Origin of the sequence: Campylobacter showae (assembly GCF_900573985.1) — a bacterium.
In the GTDB taxonomy this organism is placed as follows: domain Bacteria; phylum Campylobacterota; class Campylobacteria; order Campylobacterales; family Campylobacteraceae; genus Campylobacter_A; species Campylobacter_A showae_E.
This window is the reverse complement of sequence record NZ_UWOK01000001.1, coordinates 1,382,427-1,401,999: the sequence shown is the minus strand read 5'-3', so window position 1 is coordinate 1,401,999 and position 19,573 is coordinate 1,382,427. Positions and strand designations below refer to the sequence as shown.

Annotated in this window: 25 protein-coding genes and 1 other RNA gene; 6 read left to right on the top strand and 20 right to left on the bottom strand. The window is 45.1% G+C overall.

The genetic code is table 11. The features are described 5' to 3' along the window. Positions 1-54 precede the first annotated feature (54 nt). The 7 genes from flgK to EE116_RS07070 form a co-directional block, all read right to left on the bottom strand. The gene (flgK, locus tag EE116_RS07100; protein WP_122873809.1) at positions 55-1,908 is read right to left on the bottom strand and encodes a flagellar hook-associated protein FlgK; all 1,854 of its coding nucleotides are present in this window, start codon (positions 1,906-1,908) and stop codon (positions 55-57) included. Between the two features lie 3 nt (positions 1,909-1,911). Beyond that, positions 1,912-2,340, bottom strand: a complete 429-nt coding sequence (flgN, locus tag EE116_RS07095) for a flagellar export chaperone FlgN (RefSeq protein ID WP_122873808.1) — start codon at positions 2,338-2,340, stop codon at positions 1,912-1,914. A 35-nt stretch (positions 2,341-2,375) separates the two neighbouring features. Beyond that, positions 2,376-2,579 carry a flagellar biosynthesis anti-sigma factor FlgM gene (locus EE116_RS07090; RefSeq protein WP_122873807.1) on the bottom strand — a complete coding sequence of 68 codons (204 nt, stop codon included), beginning with the start codon at positions 2,577-2,579 and terminating at the stop codon, positions 2,376-2,378. Positions 2,580-2,633: 54 nt separating this feature from the next. Next, positions 2,634-2,945 (bottom strand): rod-binding protein, encoded by a 312-nt coding sequence (locus EE116_RS07085; RefSeq protein ID WP_122873806.1) that lies wholly within the window; start codon positions 2,943-2,945, stop codon positions 2,634-2,636. After that, positions 2,945-4,006 (bottom strand): flagellar basal body P-ring protein FlgI, encoded by a 1,062-nt coding sequence (locus EE116_RS07080; protein WP_009495996.1) that lies wholly within the window; start codon positions 4,004-4,006, stop codon positions 2,945-2,947. The genes EE116_RS07085 and EE116_RS07080 overlap by 1 nt, the downstream gene beginning before the upstream one ends. 66 nt (positions 4,007-4,072) lie before the next feature. Next, positions 4,073-4,639 (bottom strand): 16S rRNA (guanine(966)-N(2))-methyltransferase RsmD, encoded by a 567-nt coding sequence (gene rsmD / locus EE116_RS07075; protein WP_122873805.1) that lies wholly within the window; start codon positions 4,637-4,639, stop codon positions 4,073-4,075. Continuing rightward, positions 4,636-5,022 carry an ornithine carbamoyltransferase gene (locus EE116_RS07070; protein WP_122873804.1) on the bottom strand — a complete coding sequence of 129 codons (387 nt, stop codon included), beginning with the start codon at positions 5,020-5,022 and terminating at the stop codon, positions 4,636-4,638. The genes rsmD and EE116_RS07070 overlap by 4 nt, the downstream gene beginning before the upstream one ends. 147 nt (positions 5,023-5,169) lie before the next feature. On the opposite strand from EE116_RS07070, the gene EE116_RS07065 reads away from it, so the two are divergent. The 5 genes from EE116_RS07065 (at position 5,170) to EE116_RS07045 (ending at position 8,375) form a co-directional block, all read left to right on the top strand. Continuing rightward, positions 5,170-5,541, top strand: a complete 372-nt coding sequence (locus EE116_RS07065) for a FlaG family protein (RefSeq protein WP_122873803.1) — start codon at positions 5,170-5,172, stop codon at positions 5,539-5,541. A gap of 2 nt (positions 5,542-5,543) precedes the next feature. Then, positions 5,544-7,277, top strand: a complete 1,734-nt coding sequence (gene fliD, locus EE116_RS07060; protein ID WP_122873802.1) for a flagellar filament capping protein FliD — start codon at positions 5,544-5,546, stop codon at positions 7,275-7,277. 11 nt (positions 7,278-7,288) lie between these two features. After that, positions 7,289-7,681 (top strand): flagellar export chaperone FliS, encoded by a 393-nt coding sequence (fliS, locus tag EE116_RS07055; RefSeq protein ID WP_122873801.1) that lies wholly within the window; start codon positions 7,289-7,291, stop codon positions 7,679-7,681. Beyond that, a complete protein-coding gene (locus EE116_RS07050; RefSeq protein ID WP_122871223.1) occupies positions 7,668-7,886 on the top strand; it encodes a hypothetical protein in 219 nt (72 codons plus the stop codon). Before fliS ends, EE116_RS07050 begins: the two co-directional genes overlap by 14 nt. A 72-nt stretch (positions 7,887-7,958) precedes the next feature. Next, complete coding sequence (locus EE116_RS07045; protein ID WP_122873800.1) at positions 7,959-8,375, top strand: hypothetical protein; 417 nt, start codon at positions 7,959-7,961, stop codon at positions 8,373-8,375. Between the two features lie 238 nt (positions 8,376-8,613). Here the strand turns inward: EE116_RS07045 and rnpB are convergent. The 12 genes from rnpB to EE116_RS06985 form a co-directional block, all read right to left on the bottom strand. Continuing rightward, positions 8,614-8,939, bottom strand: an RNA gene (rnpB, locus tag EE116_RS07040) — RNase P RNA component class A. A 39-nt stretch (positions 8,940-8,978) separates the two neighbouring features. Next, positions 8,979-9,584, bottom strand: coding sequence for a hypothetical protein (locus tag EE116_RS07035; protein ID WP_206159244.1), 606 nt, complete (start codon positions 9,582-9,584; stop codon positions 8,979-8,981). A gap of 59 nt (positions 9,585-9,643) precedes the next feature. Then, positions 9,644-9,853 carry an alkylphosphonate utilization protein gene (locus EE116_RS07030; protein WP_122874454.1) on the bottom strand — a complete coding sequence of 70 codons (210 nt, stop codon included), beginning with the start codon at positions 9,851-9,853 and terminating at the stop codon, positions 9,644-9,646. Positions 9,854-10,089: 236 nt separating this feature from the next. Beyond that, positions 10,090-10,302, bottom strand: a complete 213-nt coding sequence (locus EE116_RS07025) for an SEL1-like repeat protein (RefSeq protein WP_122873799.1) — start codon at positions 10,300-10,302, stop codon at positions 10,090-10,092. 37 nt (positions 10,303-10,339) lie between these two features. After that, positions 10,340-10,933 carry an SEL1-like repeat protein gene (locus EE116_RS07020; RefSeq protein ID WP_122873798.1) on the bottom strand — a complete coding sequence of 198 codons (594 nt, stop codon included), beginning with the start codon at positions 10,931-10,933 and terminating at the stop codon, positions 10,340-10,342. 196 nt (positions 10,934-11,129) lie between these two features. Next, a complete protein-coding gene (locus EE116_RS07015; protein ID WP_122873797.1) occupies positions 11,130-12,248 on the bottom strand; it encodes a M20/M25/M40 family metallo-hydrolase in 1,119 nt (372 codons plus the stop codon). A gap of 10 nt (positions 12,249-12,258) precedes the next feature. After that, positions 12,259-12,723 carry a YjiG family protein gene (locus tag EE116_RS07010; RefSeq protein WP_122873796.1) on the bottom strand — a complete coding sequence of 155 codons (465 nt, stop codon included), beginning with the start codon at positions 12,721-12,723 and terminating at the stop codon, positions 12,259-12,261. Beyond that, a complete protein-coding gene (locus tag EE116_RS07005) occupies positions 12,720-13,358 on the bottom strand; it encodes a nucleoside recognition domain-containing protein (RefSeq protein ID WP_122873795.1) in 639 nt (212 codons plus the stop codon). The genes EE116_RS07010 and EE116_RS07005 overlap by 4 nt, the downstream gene beginning before the upstream one ends. 515 nt (positions 13,359-13,873) lie before the next feature. After that, positions 13,874-14,998 carry a tRNA pseudouridine(13) synthase TruD gene (truD, locus tag EE116_RS07000; RefSeq protein WP_122873794.1) on the bottom strand — a complete coding sequence of 375 codons (1,125 nt, stop codon included), beginning with the start codon at positions 14,996-14,998 and terminating at the stop codon, positions 13,874-13,876. Next, positions 14,976-15,809, bottom strand: coding sequence for a thiamine-phosphate kinase (locus EE116_RS06995; RefSeq protein WP_122873793.1), 834 nt, complete (start codon positions 15,807-15,809; stop codon positions 14,976-14,978). The genes truD and EE116_RS06995 overlap by 23 nt, the downstream gene beginning before the upstream one ends. Positions 15,810-15,908: 99 nt before the next feature. Then, positions 15,909-17,717: a menaquinone biosynthesis decarboxylase gene (locus tag EE116_RS06990; RefSeq protein ID WP_122873792.1), complete on the bottom strand. Its 1,809-nt coding sequence runs from the start codon at positions 17,715-17,717 to the stop codon at positions 15,909-15,911. Further along, positions 17,668-18,297, bottom strand: coding sequence for an ester cyclase (locus EE116_RS06985; RefSeq protein WP_206159243.1), 630 nt, complete (start codon positions 18,295-18,297; stop codon positions 17,668-17,670). The genes EE116_RS06990 and EE116_RS06985 overlap by 50 nt, the downstream gene beginning before the upstream one ends. A gap of 107 nt (positions 18,298-18,404) precedes the next feature. Between EE116_RS06985 and EE116_RS06975 the strand changes: the two genes are divergently transcribed. Then, positions 18,405-19,127 carry a lecithin retinol acyltransferase family protein gene (locus tag EE116_RS06975; protein WP_122873791.1) on the top strand — a complete coding sequence of 241 codons (723 nt, stop codon included), beginning with the start codon at positions 18,405-18,407 and terminating at the stop codon, positions 19,125-19,127. A 94-nt stretch (positions 19,128-19,221) separates the two neighbouring features. Here the strand turns inward: EE116_RS06975 and EE116_RS06970 are convergent, their stop codons facing one another. Further along, on the bottom strand, positions 19,222-19,569 hold the full coding sequence (locus tag EE116_RS06970; RefSeq protein ID WP_122873790.1) for an Imm10 family immunity protein: 348 nt from the start codon (positions 19,567-19,569) through the stop codon (positions 19,222-19,224). Positions 19,570-19,573 lie beyond the last annotated feature (4 nt).

Sequence of the window (19,573 nt, the reverse complement as noted above, 5' to 3'; positions counted from 1 at the left end):
TTTTAGCCTTTTTGGCCGAGATTTTAAACCAAAAAGGCTAAAAGAAATTTAAATTTATTGCTTTAGCGTGAGCAAGGTATCGAGCATCTTTTCTACGGTCGTGATGATTTTAGCCGCCGCGCCGTAACTGCTTTGAAAGCGTATGAGGTTTGTCAGCTCTTCGTTTAAATTTACGCCGCTAACTGACTGGTACTCAGACATAGCAACTTTATGGATAGCTGTATTTGCGTCGTTTAGATCGTTATTTGCCTGAGTTTGGCTAGCTAAATCGGTGGTGATATAGCGGTAGTAGCCCTCGACGCTCTCTTCTTTGTCCGCATGCTTGTCGGAGTAAAATATGATTTTTTTATACTGCATTTGCACCATATCGTTTGCGACTTCATTGTTGCCCGGAGTCGGATTTGAGTAGGCTTTTAGCTTGTGCGGATTTTCCATCAGCTCGCTTTTTACGCTCATATTTTTCGCATTTCCGCCCTCAAAAACTCTATTTACCCCGATAATACCTGGGAAATTGGTACCGCGATCTACAAAAGCGACGCTGTATTCGCCGGCATTTCTTTTAGCTGTTACGCCAAACGTGCCTTTACCCGTCGCCGCGTCGTATTGGTAGTTTGCCTGAAAATAATCGTCCACGTCGTTTAGCGAATTGTTATCGCCGTTGTCATCAGTATCGGAGTTAAAGTCCCGCACGATAGAGTTGCCGCGAGTATTGTCATTTATAGTAGTAGAGGCATTTATATTTATCGTTTTGCGAGCAACCTCTTGACCTTGGTTGTTATAAACTACGACGTCAAAGCTACCGTGCTTGATATCGTCGTTAAAATTCATCAGCGTCCTAGAGTCGCTTAGACCGTCTAGCTCGTCGGTTACGGCGTTTTCTACGGCCGATCTTGCGTAGATATTGTTTGTCTCATTTATGATACCTTTGGCAAAGGTATTTAGGTTGTCAATGTATTTTTGTATGGTTCCGTCTTGAAATTCGCCGTTATCATCCACTCTTCGTCCGCGTAGATCCAGCGCGGCACCTAGTTTACCGCCCGAGATTCGTCCGTTTAGATCGACTTTCTTGCTATCGTCTCTTTCGAAAAATACACCTTTAAAATCGCTCTTGTCGCTTATCCTATCGACTGTTAGCGGATGATACGTAGTGCCATCTACGATATTAAATCCTGAAATATTTATCTGATGCTTGGTACCCATATCGGTTACGGTCGGATCGATATTGTTGCTTTGTAGTTGCCCCTTAAATACGCTTATACCGGCAAATTTCGACATCGCTAGTTCGAGCTGATCGCGTTTGTCGCGTAGGTCGTTTGCTCTAGTAGTGCCGACCGACTCGACACGCACGATCTCTTTATTTATCTGCGCGATTTGCTTGGCGTATTTGTTTATTTCATTTACGGCAACTTCTATCTGCGAGTCCACGTCCTTTTGGATCTTAGTTAGCATATCGTGAGCTTTGCTTATGCTATTTGATAGCGTCGCGGCCGAATTTAGTAGATTTACCTTCTGAGAACCCTCGGTCGGGTTAGAAGCGAGGTTGTTCCATGCATTAAAATAATTTTGCAAATCCCTGCCTATGCCTACACTTTGTAGATCAGGGAAGCGTTGCGAAATCTCCTCTAAAATTTGCTTTTTGTATTCGCTTGATTCTAAATTTATATTTGAAGTACGGAGCCTAGCAAAAGTAAACTCATCATGCACGCGTACGACCGTATCGACCTTGGTGCCAGTACCGATGTCGCCCGGCATATCGTGAAAAGGCTCTCTAGCAGACTGCACGACGCGCTGTCTAGTGTAGTGCTCGCTATCGGCGTTTGTGATATTGTGTCCGGTTGTAGTGATCTGCGTCTGCGCGGCATCTAGTCCGCTAACTCCGATATGTAAAGACGAAAAAATATTAGCCATTTTTTAAACCCTTGTTTTAAATAAACTTTCAGGCGTCAAGCCTTCTTTGTCGTAGTTGCCGGGCTCGCTTTTAAACATATTTTTTAGCAAGCTATCAAAAAATTCTTTCACTCCGACGACGTATTTTGCGTATTCTTTGTTTTTTGAGTAGAGCTCTTCAAGCTTTGAGCGCATAAGTGCGAGAGATGATTTTACCTCATCATCTAGGATCGAGCTTAAATTTGCCCCGCCGTTTTCCTTTGAGACTCTTAAAAGCTCTTTATCTAGCAGCGATTTTATAGATTCGAATTTTTTAACCAGCTCGTTTTTGCGTCTAACGCTATCATCGACCTTAGTGTGATCGGCTAGTTTTATCTTTTCTATATCTTCCGTAGTTTGAGCGATGAGCTCGTCTAGCACCCCCATCGCCTCATCCAAATATCTTTTAAGCATTTTTGTCCTTTCTTTTTACGCAAGGACAAAAAATCTTATAAAAGCGTATCGGCAACGGCTTTTGCAGTCTTGGACATATCTAGTTTATATGTTCCGTTTGCGATCTGCTCGGCTATCTTTGCGACCTTGCTTTCTTCTTTGCCTTGTGTTTTTTCCATATTTTCGCTCTTTTTTACGTCGTTTGAGCGAGTGATTTGCTGCGGGCTCATGCCCAGTTTAGCTCCCAAAGTTCCTATCATTTTAAAGCCTTTTTTAGATTTGTTAGAAACTAAATCGGCAAATTTTGAAATTTCTTAAGCCCTTTCTTTCAAATAATTGAATAAAAGTTCGCTAAAGCCTAAATTTCCGCTCAGAGCCTTACTCATCGTGTCGTTATACATCGAGTGATATATCTCGTCTCCGGCATCTTTGCCGAATAACGGATTTTCGTCTTTTAGCGCGATATCTAGCACGCTTTTAACCAAAAACGCCTCAAAAGCGTCGGTTTGCTCTTTTAAAAGCGCGTCTTGTTCGCTTTGAGGCTTATCCGTGCGTCTATTTTCGATAGAGCTCGTGGCAAATTTATTATAAGAGCTTAAAGCCGCCGAAGTATCTATGTTTAACATTATATTATCTCCAAATTTACGTGTATAGCGCCTACGCGTTTTAGATTTTCCATTATCGCTATGATATCGCTAGGCGTCGCGCCCATCTTGCTTAGCGCCCTTGCGACGCTAGCTACGGTAGTTTTTTCGCCGCTGATTTTTAGCATATTAGTTAGCGGATCTACCGCTGCGCCGTCTTGCAAGTCGATTGTTTGCTGATTTGCCGCCATATCGTCGTACGAGCTAGGCTCTATCTTTATCGTGATGTCGCCGTGCGTGATGACGACTGGATCAACGGTGATATTTATACCGCTTACTATCGTGCCGGTGCGCTCGTCGATTACGATCTTATCTAGCGCTTTATAATCCACATCCAAATTTAACACCCTAGCTACGAAATCAACCATATTTGCCCCGTTTGGCTTAGCAATCCTGATCGTTCGAGAGTCCACGGCTACCGCACTATCGCCGCCTACATTTAAATTTACCGCTCTTTGGATGTTTGAAGCGGTATCGAAATTTGACTCTTTAAGGCTTAAAAATATCGCTTCTTGATTGTAGATATCGTACGCTATCTCGCGCTCCACGATAGCGCCGCTTGGGATCGTACCTGCGGTTACGTGGTTGCCGCCTTTACTTCCGCCTCCGCGAGATGCGGTTTTACCACCTATAGTTAGCGAGCCCTGAGCTAGAGCGTAAATGTCGCCATCCACACCCTTAAGCGGAGTCATCAAAAGCGTTCCGCCCTGAAGGCTCTTTGCATCGCCGATAGATGAGATCACGACATCAAGCTTATCGCCTTGCCTAGCAAACGGAGGTAGCTTTGCGATAACCATTACCGCGGCGGTGTTTTTTGATTTGATGTCGTCTGGCTTGATTTTTACGTTCACGCTTTGAAGCATATTTGAAAGAGACTGGATCGTAAACTCCGAGCTACTGCCGTCGCCAGAGCCGTTTAGACCGACGACCAGGCCGTATCCGATCAGCTGATTTTCCCTCACGCCCACGACGTTTGCGATGTCTTTTATCTGCGCCGCAAAAGCCGATATGGCAAGGGTTAGCAAGCATGCCGCTAGTTTCATTTTTGTCCTTAAATTTGTATTTTCAAGGACTAAAAGCAATTAGTATTCCAAATTTGACACAAGAATTTAAGAATAGTAGCTAAGCGAGGTATTTCCAAATTTTTTAGATTTTAAAAGCGTAAACGCGCCGATGTTTTCAGGTAAATTTAGGTGGCTGGAATGCTCAAAAGCGATCAGATAAATTTTATCTTTTGGCAAATTTCTCGCCAAATTTACGCACTTTTCATAAACGTCCACAAAGCCGTCTCTGATATCAAAAGGCGGATCAAGATACAAGACAACGGGCAAATTTTGCCTCGCGACGATAGCTGGCGTCATCTCAAAAGTATCGCCGTTTACGACCTCAAGCTCATCGCCGATAAGCTTGGCGTTTTGCAGTGCGATCTTATAGGCGTTTTTGTCGATTTCTACCGCGTACGCCTTTTGTGCGCCGTTGCTTAGCGCTTCTGCGGCCATCAGCGCGCTACCGCCGAAAGCCTCGATAAAAACCTTACCCGCTAGCTCGTAGCGAAACGAGTCGAAAAACGAACCCTTGACGATGCTTTTGGTGCTTCTTGTTGTTTGAAGCGATGGCAAAAGCAGCTTTTTGCCTTTAAATTTACCGCTTGAAATCGTGGCGTAGAGATTTTTCAACGAGTTTTCCTTAAAAGCGCGAGCAGCTCTTCTTTAAATTTATCTATCAAATTTGAAACTTCAAGCTCCAAATTTGAACTGTTTTGCGGTGCGGCTTCTTCTTTTATAACAAATGCGGGCGCGTTCGTGCGAGAAGGCGCAATGGGCTCTGAAAACTGAATCGCCGAGTAAAACTCCTCAAGCGCGGAGATAAGAGCCTCTTTGCTAAAAGGGATTTTTAGATGCGGCGAATGCTCGGCGATCACGAAAACGGGCTTTTTGGCCTCTATCTTTTTGTCTGCCACGATAAAGTCACAATCTTTTCTAGGCGAGGTAAAATCCCTCAAAAATAGCCTTAGCGACTCCCCTAGCAAAATACAGTCGCATTCAAACGAAATTTTCACGAATTCTCCTTTTTCTCGCCTTAATTTAGGCTGGATTTTAACAAATTTATGCGAAAATTTAAATTAAGCAAAAATTTTCCCGAACGGGGCTAAAAAAATTTGCAAATTTGACGATATAGAAGCTAGCAAATATTTAAAGGAGAAAATATGGAAATTTTCAAAGTAGCAAGCCAGCCAATGGCAAGCGCGGCTACAAGCTCGCATGCACAAAGCTCTACGCAAACCAGAGAGGTCGAAAGGACGCAGATCCAGCAAGATACGACACGCAATCTAACTGAGCAAAACAACGAAACGCTAAGCAAAGAAGTAAAAGAAGCCACCGAAAAACTAAATAAACAAATGGAAGATCTAGGCACTAGCATACGCTTTGGTTATAATGATAAGATAGGCGCGATGTACGTAAATGTCATGGAGATGAAAACCGGCGAAGTAATCCGCAAAATCCCGACCGAACAGGCAATGAAGCTAAGCGAATATTTTAGAGAGGCGGTCGGAGTTTTATTTGACAAGGAGAGCTAAAAATGGCACTAGGTAAAGTTTCTTCACTTGGCTTTGGAAGCCAAGTTCTAACGCAAGACGTTATAGATAAGCTAAAAGCTGCTGACGAAGCGGGTCAGATAAAACCCGTAACTGCTAAAATCACGGCAAATGCGACAAAGCAAAAAGATCTGACGGCTCTAAAAACGCTAATAGGCACTTTTCGCTCCTCGGTTTCAACCCTAGCAGACGACAGCTCGTATCAAAAAAGAACCACTAGCTCGGACGGTAAAAGCGCCGATATAAGCGTGAGTGCGGGCGTCGCGGTACAAGATATCGAGATAGACGTTAAACAACTAGCTAAAAAAGACGTTTATCAAAGCACCAAATTTGGCACCTCAAGCTCGTTTATCGGCAAAAACGGAACCTTTGGTATAAAAGTCGGAGACCAAACCTATAAAATCGAGGTTAAAAACTCCACTACGCTAGAAGAGCTAGCCGATAAGATCAACGAGGTCACAAACGGCGCCGTCTCGGCAAAAGCGATGAAGGTTGGCGGCGAAGATCCGTATCAGCTTATATTGCAGTCCAAAGAAACTGGCGCGGAAAACAAGATCGAAATCACAGACGTAGATAGCGATGGATCGGCCCTAAGCGGCGCATCGGACGTCTTGCAAAAGCTCGGCTGGGATAGCGCAAATATCGCTAACAATAAAATCTCAACCGCGCAAGACGCCGAGTTTGTGTATAACGGTATCACGATAAAGCGAAGCGGCAACGAGGTAAAAGATCTAAATTTAGGAATGACGATAAAACTAAAAGATACCGGCAAGACGACTTTTAGCGTCAAAGAGGACACGAGCGCGATAAAAGAGAGCATGCAAAGCATGGTAACGGCGTATAATAATCTCGTAAACAACCTAAAAGTCGCTACCGATTATGATTCGGATACTAAAAAATCGGGCACTTTCCAAGGCGTGAGCGAGATAAATACGATAAAATCGACGCTAAATAAAATTTTATTCGGCAATCAGACCTACACGAAAGATAACGTAACAAAGACGGCAAATTTAGCCGACTACGGTCTAAGCCTAAATAAAGAAGGCCTGCTAGAGCTAGATAGCTCAAAACTCGGCAAAAAACTAGATGAGGATTTGCAAAGCGTCCAAAAGATATTTGCCGGCGGCACCACTTACGGCACGGCTCAGGTTCTTAGCTCAAAACCTATAGATAGCGGCGCACTCACTATCGGCGGCGATGATCTAGTGATAAACGGAAAAAAGATAAATTTAGCCGCTACGCCTGCGTCAAATTCAGCAAAAGAAAACGCGCTAGCGCTACTAAAAGCTATAAACGATGCCGGGATATCGGGCATACAAGCGACTCTAACCGCAAACGAAGACGGCATATCGCTAAAAACTACAAACGGTACGGCGATAAGCATAAAGGGTTCTGGAGCGGCGCTAAACGCCGTGGGCTTTAGCGAATCAACCGTAACGCCGAAAAACACGACCGTAAACGGCATCTTTTCCTCGGCGAAAAAGACTATAGACGGGCTAATCAACTCAAAAAACGGCTCTTTAACCAAATACGGACAAAGCCTGATCGAGGAGAAAAAGTCGCTAGACTCGGAAAAAGAAAAGACGCAAAAGTCGCTCGATGCAAAATACGCCACGATGGAAGAGCGATTTTTAGCATACGATAAGATCATCAGCAAGCTAAATAGCGAATTTTCGTCGCTAAAATCGATGATCGAAGCCGAATATAACAAGAAATAAAAGGTAAATTTATGCAATACAACACTGCACACGCGGCGTATTCGCAAAATACGGTAGGCGGCATTGAGTCGCCTACCAAGCTTATCGAGATGCTTTACGAGGGCGTTTTAAGATTTATTTTTAGAGCTAGAAAAGCAATGCAAGATAACGACGTAGAGAAAAAAGTATATTTCATAAATCGCACGAACGCTATCTTTATCGAGCTTTTAAACTCGCTAGACTACAACCAAGGTAGCGTCGCGCACTATCTAAGCGGCCTTTATACCAGACAGATCCAGCTACTAGCCATGGCAAATATAAACAACGACGAACAGAGCCTAAACGAGGTCGTGAGCGTAACCAAACAGCTGCTTGAAGCATGGAAAGAGACGACAAACGCAGGACAAGCCGATGTGGCTGGATGAGCTCAAAATAGCCGTAGCTAACGATGACGCGGAGGCTATCGCGGCGCTAGCGGGCGAGACTCCTAGTAAATTTGACAGCCTAGAGGACGCCCTACAAGCTCAGGAGCTTCTGGGTGCAGCGATAAATTTGATACAAAAAAACAGAACCGAGCTCGGCAAAGAGCTAGAAAAACTAAAAAACGTAAAAAAATATATAGCGTCGTAAATAACTTCTCAAATTTACGGCGCTTTTTATCTCAAATTTCCCTTCTAAATTTTATCCCGCAAAGGCAAAGATATGACAAAAAACGCTATAAAGGACGCTTTAAAAAATAGACTCGGCGCGGAGATAGCGGGCGACTTTAGAGTGCTAAAGGAGCATGAAATAGCCAAATTTAACAATGAAACGAAATTTGTTTTTGAAGGCGAGAGCGAGATACTGCGAGAGTTTTATATCTTTGCAGATACTGGCGTAGGCGATCTTTGGCTAGTCTGTCTAGATGACGGCAAGGTTGCTTTTTACGATCATGACGCGGGTTATCTTTGCGCGTCAAATTTGGTTAAATTTAATCTGGATATAGAAGGCTGGCTTGAAGTCGCCGAGCTGTTTGGAAAATTTGAGACCATAGACGAACCGAGCGACGAACAAAAATCCAAATTAAAACTAGCCATTAGTGCCCTATGTCCGCAAATTTTAGAAATTTGGGATATTTAAAATCAAATAAAACGCGCCTTGCGCCGTTTCAAATTTAAACCCTATTAGCGACCGTCAAATTTAACCCGACGTAGCCTAGTCAAATTTGATCAAATTTTACTTCGCCGCCTGATCGCGGCAAACCTCAGCTTAAATTTGCCAAAATCTCGCAAAACGCGCTGTCAAGATAGCGGTTTATCGCAACCAAACCCACGAATTTAAAAAATCTAAGCTAGCTAAATTTGATGAAATAAAAGTAGTAAAAGGCATGGCGATAAGCCGAGTTCTGTCGTGAGTGATTATTTATCTACTCCAAATTTTACAATTTGGCTCTAGCGAAGGGTTTGACATAAGACTCAAAACCATCCCTTCTTGCTGCGAGTTGGGTTTATATAGCCGCCGCGCTTGCACGCCGCGCTGGTGGGCTCTTACCCCGCCGTTTCACCTTTACCGCCGAAGCGGCAGTTTGCTTTCTGTTACACTGTCCCTTGGGTCGCCCCAGCCATCCGTTAGATGGAACTCCGTCTTATTGCAGCTCGGACTTTCCTCTTTTGCCTACGCAAAAGCAATCACTTGCCATACCTTGGGCGCGATTATAACTTTTTCGGGTTTAAGGATAGCTTTTTAACGCACGCTATAATGCCCTAAAGTATTTATTTGAATCATATTAAACTCGGGATATAAAATCACCTCATGATCATATTTTATCGGCTGTCCCCACGGTATATGATCCTCTTTGTGCCATATCTGTCTTTTATCGTTCATTAACACGGTTAGGTTTAAATTTTCAGTCGAACCATAAATCAAATACTCCCGACTGCCGGCATAGTGATAAAACGGGGCCGCCCACGATAATTTCAATTCATGTAAATTTTTAGTTTGCGCTACACAGTCAGACTTGGGAACAAGCTCATAGCCATCCAGCGTCATCTCTTGTTGCGTTGTAGTAAAAAGCTTATCCGCTTTTATAAAATGCGTATAACAGATACAAGTCTGCCACTTATTAAAACAAACACCATCAGGAACTTTCTTGCGATATATCAGTAGAGTTTTGCCTTCTAAGCCCGTCAATGCTTTAAATTTAATCAAATCTCGATCTTTTACGTACGGAAATTTAAAAAACGGCGAAATTTGAATAGCTAAATACACTATCAATAAGAAAAACAGTACAACAACTATAAAAAACGCCGCAATCTTAACAACTCTGCTTAATATTTTTAATATATACATATCCGTCTTTAATAAACGACTTGCACGCCGCCAGCGCATAATCACCGCGCAAATTTAAACTAAGTCTTCTTTAAAAACTCCGTCTTTAGCACGATGACGCCCATTTTATCGATTCTGCCTTCAATCTCTTTGTCGTCGTCCGTGAGCTTAATGTTTTTTACCATAGTTCCGCGCTTTAGCGTAGCGCCCGCGCCTTTTACTTTTAGGTCTTTGATTAGAGTTACGTTATCTCCGGTGTTTAGTTCGGTACCGTTTGCATCTTTTGGCATATTTTCTCCTTTAAATTTAGCGCTCATTTTACTAAAAAATAAGCAAAAAGCAAAATCTAAGCCGCTAAATTTAAAAAACGAGTTATAGGCGTCAAATTTGTCGCCGCCAAATAAGCTCAAATTTGACGAAACCAAGTCCGCCAAAATTCGCCGTAAACGCGACGAAACCAAAGACTGCACCAATAAAATTCGGCTTAAAAACTATTCCTCTGCGCAGTCTTTTGTTTTAGATGGCTTTACTGGCCCATCTGCTGAAGTCCGGTGCAGCCGATATTATCTCCACCGTCGCACGCCTTTTTATATAAAGCGCGCGCCCTTTCTTCGTCTTTGCGGTCATAAGAATCGTTTTGATATATCATCGCTAGATCCCTGCAAGCTCGCGGGAGCGTCTGACACGCTTGATCTAGTATCTCCGTCGCGGCACCTAGGTTGCCCATATCTCTAGCCATGACGCCTATTCGTGCGCACGCGGATACGTTATTGGCATTACAAGCTTTTAAGAAAAAACTGAGCGGCAGTACCGTGGTCCTGCTGGACGCCGTGACCTCTCACGTATGCCAGACCCGCCTCTTCGCAAAGCACGGCACTGCCCAGTTCGCAACCCTTCGACGATGCTTTAAATTTCTCGCTATGGCGGTCTTCTTGATAAAGACCAAAAGCCTTTTCGCACTGCTCGGCGCTACCCTCCTGGCACTCTTTTGCGGCAGTTACCAGCTCTTCGCTATCCTTTGGTCTTTCGGGCGCTTTTAGCACCCTTCTAGGCTTTGCCTCTCTGCCCACAGCCGAACAACAGTCGCTTCTGGATGAGTCTAGGTCGCAGCACTTATTATAAGCTTCATTGGCCAAAGTTGTATTTTTACTCACTTGCGAGCCGCGACTGCTCTCGTAGATTTTACCCAGCTCCTTGCAAGCCGAATCATTGCCGCCCTCGTAGCAAGCAGATTTAAAAAGCGCCGCCGCGCTTGCATAATTGTCTTGCGCTTTAGCTTTTAGCGCTTCGCCGTAGTCTGCAGACGGATTTGCCTGAACAAAAACAGCCAAAATGCTGACTGTCGCAGCACTCAAAAGTAGCTTTTTCATAGTGCTTCCCTTAAATAGATTTATAATGAAATTATAGCACGAAAGGATACAGGAGTATTGAAAATTAGTAGTTTGATTTTTAAATTTTATGGTGAAATTTGTAGCTAAATTTGGACTAAATTTAGCTACAAAACAAGGCTTTAAATTTTAAAATTATAAGGCAAAAGAGCCAAATTTGACCCCTTTGCCGTTAAATTTAAACAAGCTTTTTGATGACGTCTAGCACGAGATTGCACTTCGGTACGACGGAGTCAACTTCCATGTATTCGTTTTTGGTGTGCATATTTCCGCCGGTTGGCCCCAGTCCGTCGATCGTCGGGCAGCCAGCCGAGGCCGTGATGTTGCCGTCGCTTAGACCGCCGGCGTCCACCCAGCTCACCTTCGCGTCCGTTTCTTTGGCGACCTCGTCAAATATCGCTTTGATCCTCGGCAAATTTTGCTCGTCTATCATCGGCGCCTCTTCGTTGATTAATGTCTTTTTGTGCGTTACGCCGTTTATGAACGGTTTGCTTAGGATTTCATCTAGCTTTTTATTGAAAAACTCGACCGAGGAGGCAAATTTATACCGCATCTCGCAGGTCACGCTGACAAACTCGGGCACTACGTTGTGCGCAGTGCCGCCATTTGTGATGATAGAGTTAAAAGTATGTCCCGCCGCAAAATCGGTCAGTTTTGATAGCTCGACTACAAAATTTGCCGCCTCGACGAGTGCTGAGCGGCCAAGCTCTGGGTGATTGCCCGCATGCGCGCCCACGCCGTAAAACTCAATCACGTAGGTCATCACGCCTTTTCTAGTCGCTACCATCGAGCCGTCCTCGCGAGCGGGCTCCATCACGAGGCAAAATTTGGACTTTCTCGCATATTCGCGGATCTTTTCTTTGGCAAAATTCGACCCCGTCTCCTCGTGCGAGTTTAGAAACAAAGCGACGTTGATTTTGCTAAGATCAAGCTCCTTGATGACGTAGAGCGACAGTAGCGCGCCGCCCTTGTCGTCGATGACGCCTAGCGCGTTTACCCTATTCTCACTCTGGGTAAACGGGGTATTTTGCACCGAGCCTACGGGGAAAACCGTATCCATGTGCGCGACGAAAAGCACGTCAAATTTCGCCGCGTTCGGGTTGTTTGAGATGAGCAGGCAGTCAGCGACCTTATCGGTGCCCAGCGCTACCGTTTCGTGTTTTAGACCGAGCTTATCAGCTTTGTTCATAAACCACTTTGCGACGCCATTTACGCCCTCTATGCTAGCCGTCGGACTCTCGATATCGGTTAGCTCCTTTAGCTCGGCTAGGTATTGCTTTAGCTCCTCTTGTTTCATGGACTATCCTTTATACGATGAGGCTCATCACAAACATCGCTAGATAGGCGTTTAGGATACATATACCAAATAGCACCAAGTAGTGCTTGCCCGGAATTCCCAGCACGCCCAGTACGCGCCCCATATACTGCACCGTAGAGCCCACTAGCGCCATGCCAGGGATCAGTACTGCGATATCTGGAGCCATTAGAGTACCGCCCTGAACTAGCGCCACTAGCACGCCGGCAGATCCGCCCCAGCTAAGAAATGCCGCCATTATGACCGCTATCGACTCGCCGGGAAGCCCTAGCGGCAACATGACGAAGCCAAGATACTTGCCTATGATATCAAGCGCGCCAGAGACCTTTAGGATGTGTATGATAACAAAAGCCATAAGGACGTTTGGGATAGTGTTGTGAACGGCGATATCCCAGCCCTTCCTAGCGCCTTCTACGAAAACGTCGGTTAATAATTTATTATTAGCTTGCTCGCTCATACTTCAGCCTCCCCGTCTTTTACGAATTTTTTAACGTAAAGTCTCATCAAATTTGCGCCAAATACCTTAAACACCAAGATAATCCCTAAGCCCGCCGCGATAGATATAGGCGCTAGGGCTCCATTTTTATCGGCTACCGTGAGCAACGGAGCGAAAGACGCTAGGAAATTCGTGATCATCGCGCCTGCGCTAAACTGAAATGCGGCAAATATTAAAAGCTCTTTGTGAGTGATCTTGCCGTCTTGGCGTAAAAATTTAGCCGTAGAGCTACCTGCGTCGGTGCTTTGTGTACTAGCTATGAGCGAGATCGAGCAGCAGCCTGGGATGCCTATGAGAGGCTTTAGCACGGGAGTTAGCCAGCGTGAAGCCGCGTAAAGCGCGTAATATCTCTCAAATATCGCGACGAATCCAAGAGCTAGCATGATCGCTGGAGCCAAGCTAAGCGCAAATATAAAACCGCCCTTTGCGCTTGTGCCGCCTGCGGTCTTAAACCACTCCGGGAACTGACCGGTTAACTTACCGAAATCAAAAATACCGCCCGCGACATCCTTTAAGAAACCGCCGAAAAAGACGATAGCTAGGATCAAGGCAACGGTGCCGATCGCTAGCTTTTTGCCGTCGTTTGCCTCTTGCATAAAGCCTCCTTAAAAATAAAGTAAATACATAAGTAATATACAGTCGCGAAGCTTAGGAATGAGTAAAAAGGAGATTAAGATAATGAACAATATTTAGTTCTTTTAGTTAATGTTACTTTTAGATACTTTGATTTTAAAACGATCAAATTTAATAAAAATAATCATAAATTTGTAGCTTTAATAATACGAGCGCGAGGCATGAGGCAAGCTGGCGATAGAGTTGAAATTTGACAAAACCAAGGCAAGCGCTCATCTAGTCAAATTTAACGCTCTACTGTAGTCGCCAAAATTTAAAGTAGAAATTTGCAAATTTAACCGAATATAACGCCAAATTTGAACATAGAAAGTTAGGGCGAAGTATCTTGAGACGGTTCTTGGGGTTGTGCAGCTAAAATTTTGCGTAAACTAGACTTCTGCTAGAAGTCGCTAGCAAAGCGAAGCAAAAATAGTCTGCCGAGCGAAATTTTAGCAAACCACACAAAAGCACTCCAAAATACAAGCCGTTTTGTTCTAGATTATTCAAAAATATTTTTGTGTAAAATTTCCTCCAGCACCACCGTCGCGTAGCTGCCTTTTTGTAGCGTGAAATTTATCGTAAAATGCGCCTTTTCCTCGTTGTATTTGTAACCGGCATCCTCCAAATAACACCACGCAAAGCGCCTTGAGCCCGTCATCTTGGCTTTATATTCATTTGCCTGCGCGAAAATTTGATCCTCTACTACCTTCGCCGCGCCCTGCGCCTCGTACGCCTTTGCGCCTGCGATCAGCCCGCAGCTAGTGATATCTCTCGCGTCAAAGCGCGCGCCTTCCGCATCCAAATCCTCGCACAAAAAGCATTTACCGTGCGGGTAATGCCCCAAAACTTCGCCCTCAATAAGCTTAAAAAATCTCTTTTGCGATTTTAAATTTTTCAAAATCGCGCCGTCAAGATACGGGTAAATTTGAGCTAGCTCAGAGAGGCTAAAATCCTGCGCAAACCTCGAAATCTCCACGCGTTTGCTAAGCCAGCGGTTAAAAAGATCGCTTTGATATGCCGAGATCAAAAAATCGTTTAGCTTTGGATTTTTGCTCTTTTTGCCGTTTACGGTGCCTGATTTTAGCAGCTCCAGCCCGCTTTGCGCGTTATCGCCGTATTTGCCGAAACGCTGATAGCCAAAGTAGTTTGGATAGCCCGTCTCGTCAATGTTTCGCACGGCTTGCTCAAGCTTGGCGGCCTCGCTAGGCATCACTTTTTTTAGGCGGATGAAAAAGCTATTGCCCTTTAAATGCCCGATGCGAAGCTTATTGTCATGCGCGGCGATGCTTAAAATTTTCATCTTTTCGTGGCTAAAATTTGCAAGAGTCGCCTCAAATTTACGCGGCATCGAGATAAACTGCGTCGTCATGCCTTGCTTGTCTTTTAGCCCCGCGTAGCCAAAATCTCGCATCTTTACGCCGCTAACCTCGCTTAGAGCGTGCAAGGCTTCTTGCGTCGTCATATCTTTTTTGCAGATTTCAACGATGAGGTGCTCGCCCTGCCCGCTAAATGTGTAAAGCGGGATCTCGCGCACAACAAAATCGTCCGAGTTTTTACTAAAATACGCGTTGATGGGCGCGTGAGTGAGCGCGTAAAGAGGCTTAAAAATGGTGGTTTCTTGCATTGCTTTTAAATTTTCCTTTCGTGATTTTAGCAAAGATCGTGATTTTAGTGCGACTTTTGTGAGCGAGGCTGAGGATTTTGGCGCGATTTTTCGGACTAAATGTAAATAAAATCTCGTACTCCTCACCGCTATTTAGTTCGTGTTTGCTTAGCCGCTTGATAAATTTAGCACCACACCGACTCTGCGCGCAAAGCTTGGCTAGATCGGTGCAAAGCCCGTCTGAGAGGTCCATAGCAGCGTTTATCTTATCCGCTGCGGCGTAGAAAAATTTATCTTTTAAAACAGGCCTTTTAAAGCGCGAATTTGACGCGACCCGTCCGCCGTTTAAAAGCGTCCTAAGCCCTTTTAGACTCTGCCCGAGCTCGCCCGTAAAAGCAACCAAGTCGCCTTTTTTCGCGCCGCTTCGTAAGATCGCCTTGCCTCGAACGTGCGAGATAACCGTAACGCTAAGTAAAATTTTATCGCTACCGATCGTGTCGCCGCCGATGATAGTGACGCCGTACTCGTCGCAAACGTCGGAAAATCCTTTATGTAGCGCCGATATCTGCGCCGCACTTGTTTTTTTGGGTAGCCCAAGTCCAAGAAGCGCAAATTTAGGCTCGGCGTTCATCGCGACGGCATCGGAGAGATTTACCAGCATCGCCTTGCGCGCGATCTCCTCCATACTGAGCCATCCTGCTAGGAAGTGCGTCCCCTCGCAAAAAAGATCCTTACTATACACCCATTTGCCGCGCTCATGCGCCACTACAGCGCCGTCGTCGCCGATGAAGGAGTTGCTAAATTTATCGATTATTAGGCGTTCTTTATCCATTTTGCGATTTTATAAAATTCGGGCTAAAAAGGTGCTTGAAAAATGAATTTATTTAAGCGGCTCGGCAAATTTAACATCTCAAATTTGCCTAGTTTAAATCTATCCGAAAATCTCAAATTTACTAAACAGCTCGGGTTCGTCTTTTACTATGCCACACTTAACCAGATCCGCTACCACGTCTCGGTCGCAGTCGGTTTGCAGCGGCCAGCCGCGCGTATAGCCCTCGGCCTCGCCTTTTGCAGTGGCGTCGATGCAGACCGCACCCTCACGCACGTAGATATCGCGCAATGCGTCGATATTATTTGTCACGCGCCAAAGCATCATATATGGATTTTCCAGGCGGTTTTCAGAGCCGACGAAAACGAGTAGCTTAAAGTGCTCTTTAAATTTCAAAAGCTCTTCAAAAACCTCTTTTACAAGGCGGTTTTTGTCAAATTTGACGACACAAATCGGCGTTTTTGTATTTGTTTTAAACTGCGCTAGCTGCGTTAAATTTGGCTCTACTTCTTTAAATTTAGCCAGCAGCGCGGCATCATCCAAAAGCACCGGCGCAGGCGTAGAAAAGTCCTGCGTAGCGTCGACGCCCAGCTTACCGCCAAAGCAAGAGTTCGGGCTCGCGTGATCGAGCTGATCGCACACGCCCTCGCTGATTAGCAGGCTTTTATCACCAAAGCGGTTTAAAATATGCTCCGTAAGCGCGTCATAATCGCTCAAATTTGGCGCATCATCGCCCACAAAAACAGCGTGCTTTACAAAGCTCATCTGCCCCACACCCCAAAAAGCGTGCATCGCCTGCTTTGCGTGCGCGGGATAAAGGGCGTTGATTTTAGCCAAAATCAGGTTGTGAAAGACGCCGTTTTCAGGCATGTTGTAGTCTAAAAGCTCCGGTACAGTCGTGCGCAAAAGCGGCAAGAAAATGCGCTCGGTCGCCCAGCCCATATACTTATCTTCAAGCGGCGGCTTGCCAACCACGGTCGCGTGAAATACGGGCTCACGCTTGCTAGTTATCGCCGTAACCTCCATCACCGGAAACGGCCCCACTGGCGTATAAAAGCCGGTGTGATCGCCAAAAGGCCCCTCAAGCTCAAATTTATCCGTATCCACAAAGCCCTCGATCACGTAGTCCGCGTCGTGCGGGACGTAAATTTCATTCGTCAGCGACTTTACGAGTTTGGCCGGCTCTTTGCGGATAAAGCCGTAAAGCAGCAGCTCAAACACGCCTTTTGGTAGCGGCGCCTGGCCGCACCAGATATAGAGCGGATCGCCGCCGATAGCTACCGAAACTGGCATTTTTTTGCCCGCGCGCTTGTATTCGTTAAAGAAATTCGCGCCGTCTTTGTGGATCTGCCAGTGCATGCCGAGGCGATTTTTACCGTAAATTTGCAATCGGTACATGCCGACGTTTTGCAGTTCGCCGCCCAGGCTCTGCGTGTAAACCTGCCCCATCGTGATAAAGGCCCCGCCGTCAAGCGGCCATGTTTTTAGCGCTGGAAGCGAGAGCAGATCGACCTCATCGCCCGTAAATTTAACCTGCTGACACTCACCCTCGCCTTTTAATCTTTTCGTGAAAATTTTTCTCATCTCAAACAAATACGAGGCAAAATTTAGCTTTTCGCCAAAGCTTTTAGGTTTTTTAGGCTTTAAAAGCCGCTCGATCTCGCTTGCGATCTCGTCAGGCTCGCGTCCGAAAATCAGCTCTAAAGCGCGCTTTGAGCCGTAGATATTGGCTAGCACGGGAGCAAATTTACGTCCCGTTTTTTTGCAGATAGGGTTTGTAAAAAGCAGCGCCTGCGAGTTTTCGCGCTTGACCTCGATGTAGCTTGCGTGCGCGATCTCCAGATCGATATCCGCAGGCTCGTCAATGACGCACAGTAGGCCATTGTCTTTTAGAAGCTTGATGTAGTCCATATGTCGCCTTTTGATTTTTGGGCGATTTTAGCCAAAAATAGCTGAAAAAGGCGAAGCGAAGCGGAAAGTCGTTATTTATCGCGTGCGCCGATAGCTCTTGCAGGATATCGATCGCCATCTCGGCCGCCACGTCGTTCGTGATCTTGCCAGCGTCGTTAAAATAGTAAAAGTTCATCACCCTAGCACTAAATTTACGCCCAGTAGCCGCCACACCCGCAAAGTCATGCTCATGCGTACCAGTGCAAAGCCAATACACCGCCACGCAGCGCTCGTCCGCCACCATGTCTTGCATCGCCCACTGCACCTCGGGGAAGCTATCTCGCATCATCTTTACCACCGCAAAGTACCCCTCTCCGCCGTAAAGCGGCTCCGGTGAAGCAGGCGTAAGAAAAGGCGCTTTTGGATCCACCAGCTCTTTTAGAGCCGCCGCGTCTGCGCTGTTTATAGCTATTTCAAACCGTTTCATCGCGGCTTTATTTTGCGATATTTTATCTACGTTTTGGCTTGTGGCATTTAGCGCGCTAGGTAGCGCCGCAACTCCCGAAACGGCGGCAAATTTTATAAAATTTCGTCTTTTCATATTCACTCCTTGCGGTTTGTCAAATTTAGATGATATTTGAAATTTAGCAAATTTGGGCTAAATTTGTCGTTTTATTGCGATAATTAAGAAATTTTATAGAGAGAAATATGGAAAATTTACCAAAAATAGGCGATCACATCTTCGTAGATAGAAGTGTGTTTGGCGTAAAGCTTTACGAACATCACGGCATTTACGTCGGAGACGATATGGTCGTGCATTATAACGGCTTGGCGCGCGGGATCGTGCTTGAAAAGAGCTGTTTTGAGGAGATCTTAAGTAACGTCGTGCCGCTAGATAAACGCAACGTGGCAAAAGTGGAGATGACTAGCCTCGAGGAGTTTGCAAGCGGTGATACTTGGCATATAAAAAAGCACGCAAATTCGCCTTTTAGCGGCCAAGATATAGCCCTTTGCGCCAAGTCGCGCGTAGGCGAGCAAAAATACAACCTACTCATCAACAACTGCGAGCATTTTTGCAACGAATGCGTATTTGGCGAGCATGTGAGCGAACAGGTGCAAAACGTAAAGCAAAACTCGGCGCTATTTAACGAGATAGAGCCGTTTTTACAGCAGATCATAAGTGGGCTTTTCGGTGCACAAACCAAGAACGAGATCAAAGAAACTTTCGTCAAATCGTTCGCTGCGCTTGCGCAGCACACCAAAGATAGCGCAGAGCAAAAAGCTCGCGAGATGATAAAAGAAAACGGAGACAAGATAAACTCGCAAATGGAAAAATTTATGAGCAAAAATGCCGATATAAACGCTATGTTTAAAAATATCGGCGAGGATTTAAAAATAAAGATCGCAAAGGATTTTAATATCAAATTTTAGTAGTTTTTAGATCAACAAGCTTTTTTATATGGTGTTTTCCAGTCTAAAAGAGCTCAAATTCCATCGGCGTTTTTAACGTTAGTTCAACTGCATTTTAGCAGCTCGCCAAATATCTCTTTACAGTATATTTCATAAAGCGTTCATTTAGCCGCACGCCTTCTATATTGGCGCTGATGACGCTATCCTCCACTTCAAAAACTATGGTTTTATCGGTGATGGTTACGCATTTGCAAGCGTTGTAGCAAACGTCGCCGTTACACTCCGCGTATAGGCCGTTTATATCGGCGTTCTCGTCGTCATCTTTTTTGAGCTTGATCGGTCTTTGAAAAATTATGTAGTTTTTGTAGTCGTATTTATCATCTGCAAGACCGATCATATAGTAGTTGTCTTTGCTGTTTTTGGTAGCGGTTACGGCTTTTGCTTTAAAATTTAGCTCAAACACGCTC